8 protein-coding genes are annotated in these 11,922 nt (G+C 44.6%); 3 read left to right on the forward strand and 5 right to left on the reverse strand.

Going from position 1 to position 11,922, the window contains the following annotated elements; translation table 11 throughout:
- Positions 1-242: 242 nt before the first annotated feature.
- The 3 genes from FDP09_RS05775 to htpG all read right to left on the reverse strand — a co-directional run bounded on the left by FDP09_RS05775 (position 243) and on the right by htpG (position 7,429).
- Complete coding sequence (locus FDP09_RS05775) at positions 243-2,027, reverse strand: RagB/SusD family nutrient uptake outer membrane protein (protein ID WP_137401746.1); 1,785 nt, start codon at positions 2,025-2,027, stop codon at positions 243-245.
- A gap of 10 nt (positions 2,028-2,037) precedes the next feature.
- A complete protein-coding gene (locus FDP09_RS05780; RefSeq protein ID WP_137401747.1) occupies positions 2,038-5,253 on the reverse strand; it encodes a SusC/RagA family TonB-linked outer membrane protein in 3,216 nt (1,071 codons plus the stop codon).
- Positions 5,254-5,545: 292 nt separating this feature from the next.
- Positions 5,546-7,429 carry a molecular chaperone HtpG gene (gene htpG / locus FDP09_RS05785; RefSeq protein ID WP_137401748.1) on the reverse strand — a complete coding sequence of 628 codons (1,884 nt, stop codon included), beginning with the start codon at positions 7,427-7,429 and terminating at the stop codon, positions 5,546-5,548.
- A gap of 306 nt (positions 7,430-7,735) precedes the next feature.
- Here htpG and FDP09_RS05790 point away from each other — a divergent pair, with 306 nt between their 5' ends.
- From FDP09_RS05790 to FDP09_RS05795, 3 genes are all read left to right on the forward strand, one after another.
- Complete coding sequence (locus FDP09_RS05790) at positions 7,736-8,533, forward strand: formyl transferase (RefSeq protein WP_137401749.1); 798 nt, start codon at positions 7,736-7,738, stop codon at positions 8,531-8,533.
- Positions 8,534-9,109: 576 nt separating this feature from the next.
- Entirely contained in the window at positions 9,110-9,277 is a 168-nt protein-coding gene (locus FDP09_RS23720; RefSeq protein ID WP_187328808.1) for a hypothetical protein, read from the forward strand.
- Between the two features lie 156 nt (positions 9,278-9,433).
- The gene (locus FDP09_RS05795) at positions 9,434-10,021 is read left to right on the forward strand and encodes a uracil-DNA glycosylase family protein (protein WP_137401750.1); all 588 of its coding nucleotides are present in this window, start codon (positions 9,434-9,436) and stop codon (positions 10,019-10,021) included.
- Between the two features lie 762 nt (positions 10,022-10,783).
- Here FDP09_RS05795 and FDP09_RS05800 read toward each other — a convergent pair.
- Positions 10,784-11,359, reverse strand: a complete 576-nt coding sequence (locus FDP09_RS05800; RefSeq protein WP_137401751.1) for an FKBP-type peptidyl-prolyl cis-trans isomerase — start codon at positions 11,357-11,359, stop codon at positions 10,784-10,786.
- Position 11,360: 1 nt separating this feature from the next.
- Positions 11,361-11,921, reverse strand: a complete 561-nt coding sequence (locus tag FDP09_RS05805) for an FKBP-type peptidyl-prolyl cis-trans isomerase (RefSeq protein ID WP_137401752.1) — start codon at positions 11,919-11,921, stop codon at positions 11,361-11,363.
- Position 11,922: the final 1 nt, after the last annotated feature.

Consider the following 11,922-nt stretch of genomic DNA (forward strand, 5'->3'; position numbering starts at 1 on the left):
AAAATAATTCCTGAAATCACTCAGGTTGTAGGGTTTTTTTCCTAGAGGTAACGGCCGATAGGGCTAAGGTTTTCCTTAAATAGGGCATGAATGGGCGCAATAGAAGGGTTTTTGACAGAAATGAGAAAAAAAAATCCCCGAAATAATCGAGGATTTTTAAGCATCATAGGATTTGTCAGGATGCCAGGCTACTATGGTAAGTGATGTGATTTCCGTTGGCTTTCCTGATTTAGGTGGTGGTTTTAATAAGCAGGATCTTGGGTAAGGGTAGGAGTACCATTCAAATAGGATCTTTCGATTGCTTCCAATGGAATCGGATAGTACTCATTTTTACCTTTGGTGAAAGAGGCATCTTTCAGATAGGAACGTTTCGTTTTTTCCACTTCCAAGTATTCGTTCAGTACCTCAGCGGCAATTCCCCAACGCTGCAGGTCAAAGAAGCGGTGCCCTTCCATCGCAAATTCAAGGCGGGTTTCCATCCTTACAGCTTTTCTCGCCATTTCTTTGTCCACCCAAGGTTCATTATAAGTAGCGATGACATAATTGGCTGCTGCTTCCCCTTCTACAATGGAAAAGTCATTCCTTTCTGCACCTTGGATGGCTTTTGGGACGAAGCCATTTGGGTTTGCAGCCCTTTCACGGATCATATTGACCAGCTCTCTGGCCCTTTCCAAGCTGCCAATTTCCACTTCACATTCTGCCAGCCAGAGCAAAACCATGCTGTACCGCATGATCCTGTAATTATTGGCCGATAATCTAGGATTGGCCCCTATCCCAAAAAACTGCGGTTCGGCCAAATGCTTCTTGGGCGAATAGGGACCTGCGTAGTTTTGATCTCGTATAAAGTCGCTGCCGTGGATTTTGAAGCCTTTGTGTAGAATTCCTCTCCTGCCGACCGTATGGTCGAGTCGCGGATCCAATGGACCCTGATAAGGTGTAAAGTCAGCATTCCACGCAATTCCTTGGTCGTTGGTTACGTCTTCTTCATTAAAGGTCTCCAAAAGCGGAAGGCCATTTTCATCCGTTTTGTAGGCATTCACTAAATTCTGCGAAGGTTGGTAAAAGCCACAACATCCCCAAGGGTCTGTATAGGGATAATTCAGCGTGGTGGTTTCATTAGAGGCCTGTTGGTTAGCACCGGAGATATTATATTGGATTTCAAAAATTGATTCCACGTTATTTCTGGTCCCTACCAAAAAATTCTCCTCAAATTTCTCGGTGAGCTCAAACTTTCCAGAAGCCACGATTTCTTCCAATAGTGCCTTGGCTTGTTGTAGTTTAGCGGTATTGGCTGTCCCGGTAGCTTCATCCCAGCCTTGGTACATACAGGCTTTTGCTAAGAATGCCATGGCCGCCCACTTAGTGGGTCTTCCTACTTGTGTTTGTTGGTCAGGAAGCATATCCATGGCTGCTTTTAGATCTCCTTCGATATCAGGCCAGATCTCCTTGTCATTAGGAACCTTGGAGCTTTCGAGGTCATTGATGTCAAATACCTCATCGGAGATATAGGGTACTTTTCGCCACATCTTCCTAGCTTCAAAATGAAAGAAACCACGCAGAAACCTAGCCTCAGCCACAATTTGTTGGCGACGGGCATCGGAGATGCCTGCTTCCACATTTTTCAGGGTATTCAGCACGTCATTGGTCCGGGCGATACCTTTATAAAGGGCTCGCCATTTATTTTTCAAGTGATTATTGGTGGGTTGAAAGTCATACCTTTCCAGGAAGGACTGTTCCGGTTGATCACCAGCATCTGTACCTTTGTAGGCGTCATCAGAAGTAACTCCACCATAGACCCAGTTGTCCACCGCCCCGTTCCAGGAGCTTTGGCCTTCCAGTCCGTAGCCTGTCGTCATCTTGTAGGCGCCGATCAAAAGACCTTCTACACCGTCAGGTGAAGCCAACTCCTCCTCGCTTATACTCCCCTGAGGTGGCCGCTCCAAAAATTCATCGCTGCAGGACAGACAGATAATGCCTGCTGCCAATATCATCAGTGTTTGCTTTATATTTATTATTGTTCTTTTCATGGTGCTTCAATTAAAATGATATGTTCAAACCTAAAATCAGGCTTTTGGAAACCGGCATATATCCGCCATCAAAACCCAAGGTGGCGTCATTTTCAGTTCCCACTTGGATCTCGGGATTTAAGCCGGAATAATTGGTGAAGGTCAGGAGGTTTTGTCCCTGTAAGTACACCGAAGCACTGCCCAGCCCAAGGGCTTTTAGTCCTTGGGCTGGCAAGTGGTAAGTCAACTGTATATTCCTGAGCCTGAAATAGGAACCATCCTCAATAAAGTAACTGGAAGGCCGGCTACTTACTTGGTCATTGGCGTCCATGATGGGTGTTTGGGCACTTGGATCGGCGGCGATCCATTGGCTGCGTGGTGCTTGAGGATTGCTTGGCTGCCAAGCCTCGTATAATGCCCTTTTTGAACGGTTTCCTTGGAAAGTGTTAAAGTCCGTAAAGTACCGGACGTAATTGTAAATATCATTTCCAACAGATCCATTTCCGAAGATATCCAAGTCCCAGTTTTTATATCCCAGGCTGATATTGATGCCAAAATTGAAGTCGGGATGGGGATTGCCGATAATGGTACGGTCAGCATCTGTGATGACGCCATCTTCATTTATATCTTGGACTTTAAACTTACCAGGAGCATTGTATTCTCCATAAGCAGGCCAAGAGTCTGCCTCTTCCTGTGTTTGGAAAATGCCTACTACCTTATACCCAAAAAATGAAGAAAGTGGAATGCCCGCACGGCTGATCGTGAGCGATGGTACCCGGGTGGCCCTGCCAAACAGCACTGCATTTTCGCCTTCATCTAGTTGGTCCACATTATTGCGATACATGGAGTAGTTACCTGATATGCTGTAACTAAAATCCCGGCCATGGGCAGTATTGTTATATCCCAAACTAATATCCATTCCTTTGTTGGTCATCTGCCCGACATTGAAATATGGCGCTACTGCATCGCCGTGGCCATAGCTCACCGGAACCTGAAACAACATGTCCGTGGTTTTTCTGTTCCAAAGGTCCAATTCGAAAAAGATCTTTCCAGCGAGCATTTCTACGTCAAGCCCGAGGTTATTGGAAGTGGTGGACTCCCATTTGGCATTTCTATTGCCAAACTGCAGTACATCAAACCCCACAGTGGGGGTAGAAGTGGAGCCATCAATCGGGTAACCCGCATTAAAGATATTGGTTTTATAAGTGGTGTAGGCATTGTAGTCTCCAATCAGCTGGTTACCAGTCTTGCCCCAGCCATAGCGCAATTTCATATCCGATATAAAAGGCAAGGCATTTCTGACAAATAATTCATCCGATAATCTCCATCCTAAGCTAAACGCAGGGAACACTGCTGATCTGGAGGCCTGTAAGAACCTAGACGATGCATCATTCCTAAGGATAAACTGTACGAGGTATTTGCCTTCATAAGAATAGTTAAACTGGCCAAAAGTGGAAAATAGGCTATAGTCCACATTTACCTCGCCCGAGTTTTTTGCCGTGGAGGCATCTCCCAGGTCAAGGTAGCTAAGCACTTGGGTGGACAGAAAGGGAAACTTCTCCCTTCTGGCAGTGAATGTCTCACCAAATTCCCGGATGGCCTCGGTGCCTATATAAGCGTCCACTTTGTGTATATCGCCAATGGCATGAGACCAACTTAAGGTATTCGTCCAGACGGTCTGGAGAGAATATTGATTTTGGGCCTCTGAGCTATTGATGAAGTTTCCTTCTACATATTCAGGTTGCGGCCTTCCGAGGAGCCTGCTTCTTCTCATATTGCCATCAAATCCATAACTGGTCTTGAAAATCAGGTCATCCGTAATGTCATAGGAGGCATATACATTGCCAAATCCACGGATTCTGAAATGACGGTTATCTTTCTGCCGTTCAAGGATGGCAACAGGATTGTAGTTGTTGCCCAAATTCCGTCCACGGCTTCCTGCAAATTGCCCCATAATATCATATACCGGGAGAAGCGGGTGGTTTTTATATGAACTGGAAACTGCGTTTTGTTCGTCGTCATTGGAAAATCCTCCCTTGCGGATGTCAAATGAGGTAGAAAGGTTTTCGCCAATGGTCAGTTTGTTGTTCAGGGCCTTGAATTCGGTATTTGCTCGAAGGCTGTACCTTTCATAGCCTACATTATTGACGATCCCTTCTTGGTTAAAATAATTTAGGGATAATGCATACCGCCCATTTTCGGTCCCCCCTGCAGCACTTACCTGATAATTCTGGATGGGAGCCTTTCCTGTAGATTCTTTCCACCAGTCTGTATCGCCTGCACGGGTGATGGGGTAAATATTACCAGGCTCCAGCGCATATAAGTCTGGATTGGTCGCCGGGTCACCTTCCATGGCGCCACTTGGAAAAACATAATCCGGTATCATTACTTCGCCATTGGAGCCATAGGTATATTGGCCATGATCTGTGGTTCTGCCGGCGTAGGTATTGGCTAAGTACAGGTATCGGCCGAGCTCCTCTCCATTGAGCACTTCGGGGCTGTTGGCGGCTGATTGAGTACCGTAATAGGCGCTGACAGCTATAGTGGGTTTTCCTACTTTGCCACGCTTAGTCGTGATGATCACTACCCCATTGGCCGCTCTGGATCCGTAGATGGAAGCTGCGGAAGCATCTTTTAGGATTTGGATTGACTCGATATCATTGGGGTTTAAATTGCCTTGGTTTTGGGTTGGCACTCCATCGATGACATAGAGTGGATCATTGTTTCCGATCGTACCAAAACCTCGAATCCTTACGGTAGCATTGCCGCCTGGAGTGGCATCGTTTACGATGTTTACACCTGATGCGCGGCCCTGAAGTTGTTGTGCAAAAGTAGTCGCCGGGACTTTTTGAAGTTCTTCTGAATCCACCGACGATACGGCGCCTGTGATGTCCTTTTTTGACTGGGAAGTGTAGCCTGTTACTACGACCTCTTCCAGACTGCTCATCGATGCCCCAAGCGTCACATCGATAGCACTTCTTGTGCCTACCTTTTCCTCTTTGGATTCATATCCTACAAAAGAAAATACGAGAATACTTTCATTGCTGGGGACCTCTATGGAGTACATGCCGTCCAGATCAGTCACGGTACCGTTTGAAGTTCCCTTCACCAAGACAGTGGCTCCGGGCAGTCCTTCTTCCGTGTCATCCGTGATCTTACCTGAAATCGTTCGCTGGGCAAACGCTGATAATCCGGTACTCAATAACAATAGCGTTATCAAGGACCATTGATTGTAAAACTTGGTCATACTAAATGGGTTAATGAAAATAAATAGATCAATAGTCTGCTAAATTCCTTTATAGACCTGTATGGTCACAAGGTGCAAGACCTGCTAAAAGTAAATAAATTGATAAATGGTTTCAAAAATATTTAAGAGGTTTTTTATATTTAAAAATAATAATATGTCGTAATAAGTTAAAAAAGCAAAATATTAGTTTAAATAAATCAAAAATAGTGAAAATGACCAATGCCTTTTATACAAAAACTCCCCATAGTATCTTATGCTATGGGGAGCTTTCAAATGGGCAAGAGGAGGTGAATTAGATCATCTCCACACTTCTCTTCACAAACTCGGTCAGGTCCTTTCCTGAAAGCATTCCTTGGGAAAGCTTCGCCAGATCAAATGCCTGCTTGGCCAGTCGCCCTTTTTCGTCCTCACCTTCTGCCTTGAGGATTTTGTCGATGATCTTGTGGTTGCCATTGATGGCTACTTTGTAATTGTCAGGCATAGCACCATAGAAGCCCATACCTCCTCCGGTCTGTGCCATGTCTTTCATCCTGCGCATAAACTCCTCCATGGTGATGGTCACAGGAAGTTCCTCTGGGCTGAGACCTTCCACTTCCACCGTATAGCTCTGGTTGGCTATGGCTTTTTCAAAGATCTCCTTCACTTGCTTGCTTTGTTCCTCTGTCAGGACATTAGCGGTACTATCCTCTTTTTTGATCAGCTTATCCACGACATCGGCATCCACACGCTTGAGGGAGGTTTTTTCCAGCTTCTGCTCCAAGTTATTGATAAAATGGCTGTCTATCGGAGAGTCGAGCGAAAGCACGTCATAATCCTTCTTGTTGGCGGATTCGATAAAGGTATTTTGCTTATCGGGATCAGTGCTGTAGAGGAAAATGGTCTGCTCGTCTTTGTCCGTCTGTGCAGCTTTTACTTTTTCCTGGTATTCAGGTATGGTGAAGTATTCATCCTTGGTGTTTTTGAGCAGGGCAAAATCTTTTGCTTTGTCATAGAACTTGTCTTCGCTGACCATGCCATATTTCACAAAGAGCCCAATATCATTCCATTTGGACTCGTAGGATTTTCTGTCTTTTTTGAACAGTTCACCCAGCTTGTCGGCCACCTTTTTGGTGATGTAGCTGTTGATCTTTTTCACATTCCCGTCCGCCTGTAAGAAGCTTCGTGATACATTTAGTGGGATATCCGGAGAGTCGATCACACCGTGCAGCAACATCAGGAATTCCGGAACGATGTCTTTCACCTCATCGGTAATGAATACCTGTCTTGAGAAGAGCTTGATTTTATTGCGCTGTAGCTCGAATTCATTTTTTACTTTAGGGAAATATAGGACCCCTGTAAGGTTAAATGGATAGTCCACATTCAGGTGGATCCAGAATAGCGGATCTTCGCTCATGGGGTACAGTTCTTTGTAAAAAGCGAGATAATCCTCGTCTTTTAGCTCACTCGGCGCTTTGGTCCAGATGGGCTGGGTGGTGTTGATGATGTTATCAACTTCTACTGACTTGTATTTAGGTTTCCCTTCTTCATCTTTGCCATCCTCTACATTTTCGGTTTTGGTCTCAAACTTGATCGGGATGGGGAGGAATTTACAGTATTTGTCCAGGATTTCCTGAAGTTTCCACTTGTCCAAAAATTCCTCGGACTCTTCATTGATGTGCAGCACGATCTCGGTACCGCGCTCGGTACGGTCTCCTTCAGAAATCTCAAATGAAGTACTGCCATCACATGTCCATTTGGCAGGCGTAGCGCCTTCTTGATAAGAAAGGGAGTGTATGTCCACCCGATGGGCCACCATAAAGGCAGAGTAAAAACCCAATCCGAATTTACCGATGATCTCATTGGCATCTTTGGCGTCCTTAAACTTCTCTACGAATTCGGTGGCACCAGAAAAAGCAATCTGGTTGATGTATTTTTTGATTTCCTCTGCCGTCATACCAAGGCCTTTATCGGCAATGGTAATGGTCTTTTTCTCCTTGTCAAAACTCACTTCTACGGTCAAATCACCCAATTCACCGCTGTACTGGCCTAAGGTTGCCAGCCGCTTTACCTTCTGGGTAGCATCCACCGCATTGGATACCAACTCTCTGAGAAAAATCTCATTGTCCGAATAAAGAAACTTCTTGATGATCGGGAAAATATTCTCGGTATGGATCGAGATTGTACCTTTTTCCTGCATAGCTATTTATGTTTTTAGATTTTTTGCTGAATTTAACCATCTGCTAATTATCAAGCGGTGTTCCAATTCTCGTTTTGTGCCAAAATGACAGTACTGGAGTGGGTTGGTGAAAAACACTTAAAAATTGAAACTTTTAAGAATCATAAGAGGTTTATATAAAGGAATTTAATATATGTGAAATACATTTTTAATATACTGTAATTCATTTATATTGTAGGTGGCTGCTGTTTTAGTGGCAATGAAGCCATTTCTTTTCCACCAATATAGTGCCATGGATTGCTGTAATTAATTGAGAGTCTATCAGATATGAAAATAGTAGTGATAAGTGAGTGTAAGGCTAGAGAGATGATTGTGGTGAACAGGATTCTCCAATTTCAGCCTCGAGCGGTGGTGGTGCAGCCGAGTTTTGCTAAAAAGCGCAAGAAAAGAAGTTTTGGGGATTTGGCAACCCGCCTCTTGGCAAAACTGCGCTATCGCGCACTGAAGCGAAATCTGGCCGTGGTGGATGACGGGAGCAGTGGGATATTAAACAAAGTAACTTTCGATAGTAAAATGCTGAATTCACCAGAGGGTATCGAATTTTTAAAGAGATTGTCTCCAGACCTGCTGATCACCTGCAGGGCACCGCTGCTCAGTCAAGAAGTCACTCAAATCCCAAAATTGGCAACGGTAAATGTTCACTATGGAATAGCACCAGAATACCGCGGGAACGACACGCTATTTTGGGCGCTTTATGAAAAGAATTACGAAAAGGTAGGAGGTACCATCCATCATATCAGCCAAGGGGTGGATACTGGAAATATCTTGGCAAAAGTTTATCCTGCACTTGTACCAGGTGACGACGAGACTTCCATCGATATCAAGACGTCACAGCTGCTTGCCGATACCCTATACCAATACCTCGAAGAAATTTCCCAAGCACGACAACCGATTCGGGGAGTGACACAGCAACACAAAGGAAAGAACTACCGCGCCACAGATAGGACACCGGCTAAAAGCCTTAAGATGCAATTCAGAAACCTACTTGGCAATTCATCCATACCCAGCCAAGAACAAAAGGTAGAAACTTTCTTTGAGCAAGAGAGCATTAGTATTTTTGCCTGATCGAGAAGCCGCATGGTGTATTGTACTAAATTGTTCGAAAGACTTTTTATCATTGAACCCATTAGTTAGTGCGTATCTGATAAATACGGGTTCTATCTTTTTTCCTTGGGCAGTTATTTCTCCAACCTGAGCTCGACTTAATTTTAGTATTAAAAGCGAACCCTTTTAAGGAGGATGTGGGTTGGAAAAGGGTGTGGCAATCCCGAAACTGCCACGGCTTCCACCCGCTCAGGCCTCCTCTAAGCCTCGCAGTGACGGTTTTATAATCGAACTGAGGTTTCTAGCTAAATTCCTAGGTGGTTTTCATCCCTTTACCTTTGTTACTTTTTTGCTTCAGGTCAAAAAAGTAACCCAAAAACCCCGCCGCTGGGCATCTATTGGGCTAAAATTAAAGCCTACCCCCATGCAGGCAAACTCCTCCTTTTCTAGTGGCCAACATTCTTTTTGGTCAGCATTTCGTCAAACAAGCCTGCCTTACTGCCCGCCCGCTTTTTAATTTCTTAACGCCCAATACCTGCAAGGCGGATTCAGTTAATAAGTCCCAAAAATGTATCGCTTTTAGGCCGCAGTCATCGGGTGGAAATTAATATAGGTGACGGATCCACGTCGCAGGGGAAATCCATGTCCCATTTTAAAGGGCAGACCACCGGCCTAGATTTCCTGCTTGCCGTAAGGCATGGTTTTCTTTCTTTTTTCATCAATAGCCTGCCCGAAGGCTTTCGAGGGAAAAAGGGAAAAGGATAAAATCCACCAAAATGACCAAAGCCATACAGTTTAAGTCAAATAGAAAGAAACTCCTAGCAGGTAAAAACAGATAAATAGCCTTAACTAAACGGCATTGATGCTGGTTTTAAAATATTGAGTAAGCTTGTTACCTTGTAAGAAAATTGGAACAAGCCCATGCAGCAATTGTTAGAGGAAATAGCATCTTGTAAGGCCTGTAAGGAATTTTTGCCATTAGGTCCCAAGCCCATCGTGGCGGGCAGTCCGCACAGCAAGATCATCATCATCGGCCAGGCACCGGGCAAAATCGTCCATGAAACCGGCATTCCCTGGAACGACAAAAGCGGAGACAACCTGCGCAAATGGCTGGGCGTGGACAAGACTACCTTTTACGATCCTCATAAAATCGCGTTGGTACCCATGGGGTTTTGCTATCCGGGCAGGGGAAAATCGGGAGACCTTCCGCCAAGACACGAATGCGCACCGCTTTGGCATGGAAGACTCTTGGACATGATGAAGGAAGTGCAGCTGACCTTATTGGTGGGTAATTATGCGCAGGCATATTATTTGGGAAGCCGGGCAAGGAATACCCTGACCGAGACGGTGAAAAATTTCCACGATTACCTGCCTGAATATTTGCCGCTGCCCCATCCCTCGCCCCGAAACAATATCTGGCAGGCCAAAAACCCGTGGTTTGGGGAGGAAGTGCTGCCTACACTGAAGGAGCGGACAAGGCGGGTTTTGGATCAGGGCAAACGCATTTAGAAAATCCAGTTTACGGCAGGCCACAAATCTGCCGTGTCCAAGTATGCACTAATGGCAGCATATGGGAAATTGTGAGGTTGTCTCATAAGTCCTCATCATTGCGATTGCGATGGATATCGGAAGAAGCGATCTCGTCATACGTGCAATGAAAGCACATCGAGATCACTTCACTCCGCTCGTGATGACGTATATTTATTTATAAGACAGCCTCGACTTAATTCAGCCCAATGGAGCCCATTGGGCTATAATGGTGGGGACCAACACTCCTTACGTCCTGTAAGATCAATTCAGAATAATGTCCGTTAAAAATACCTGGTGGGAGTTTTGCGCTAGGCCTTCAGCCTTTGGCTTCTGGTGGTGGTTAGGGACAAAAAGTCCAATCTTGAAAGCACCATCAGGCTTAGAAAGCAAAATGGGAATGATCTCTTTAAATGCGTTTGCCCTGGGTTTTGGATGAGAAATAGTGTTTTTCGGAAAATGAATATTATCTTCTAACCTGAGCTCGACTTAATTTTAGTATAAAAAGCGAACCCTTTTTAGGAAGATGTGGGTTGGAAAAGGGTGTGGCAACTCGCCGCGGCGAGCTGCCACGGCTTCCACCCCTCAAATCTCCCTTTAAGCCTCGCAGTGACGATTTTATAATCGAACTGAGGTTTCTAAAAGCGTTAGATGAAAGATTTGCTATCCTATTCTCTATGAAAACAAAAAACACCTCAGCAAAAGTTGAGGTGTTTTTTGTGATATTAATTTTTTTAGCGTGGTTTAATCCATTCCCAAGAAGTCCACTTCAAAGACCAAAATAGAATTGGCGGGAATAACTCCAACTTCCTGATCTCTATACATTAAAGGAGATGGAATGACAAAAATGGCTTTGGATCCACTTCTTATTGGCTTAAATCCAAAATGAAATCCTGCTTTTGGAGATACATTTGGATTAGGATTAGCTGGATTCAATTGAAAAAGTTCAAAACTTAGAGGCCTATAGGTATCCCCATCTTCATGTAGATCATTTTCAACAGCTATTGATTCAATATTCGTATCAAATACTTCTCCATCCATAAACTTACCGACATAATTGGTATAAATGACGTCACCGTAATTTGGCTTAGATGCATCTCCTTCTTCCTGCACAATGATCACAGTGCCACTTGGGTCATGGATGCGGTAAAGGCTGTCGATCTGGGCAGTGTCCAAGTAGGCGGCGATCTTGAGGCTATCGGTTTCCATATTGCCTTCAAAATCATACTGTGGGCCAAAATCATATGGATTGTTCGGTTCACATGAAAAGGCAACTATCCCTACTATCGCAGCCATCAGGCCTATCATTAACTTTTTCATATCACTCTTCGGTCGTTATTTCTTCTTCGTTTTTGATGACGTCCTTGATTTCCAGGTCAAACATCAACACGGAATTTGCTGGAATCCTGCCCGAAACTGCCCGGTTGCCAAACCCCCATGCAGACGGCATGATGACTCGCGCTCGGTCGCCTTTTTCCATTTCTAATAGCGCATAAATAAACCCCTTCAAATATTCTTGGTTATAAACTTCCAATGGGGCGTAATTTCTTTCGGAGGAGAACATGCCATTTTCCCGCGCTACTGCCTCGATATTGGTATCGAATACCGATTCATCCAGCAATCTCCCCACATAATTTACTTTTAAGGTATCTGCACCAGTAGTTTTTACTCCAGAATAGGAGAGCGAATCCCAAAGCATCACGATACCTGAACTTGAATCCTGCTCCTGCTTAATGTACTGGTAGTCCGTAGTGGTCAGGTACTCTTCGATCTTCTTGAGATCGTTTTGGAAAATTTCCTGCGGGCTTTCCTGATCCTCGATGCAGGACACAAACAGCCCTGCTAGGAGGGCTGTCAGTAAAATATGATTTAGAAATTTCATG

Source organism: Echinicola rosea (assembly GCF_005281475.1).
In the GTDB taxonomy this organism is placed as follows: Bacteria; Bacteroidota; Bacteroidia; order Cytophagales; family Cyclobacteriaceae; genus Echinicola; species Echinicola rosea.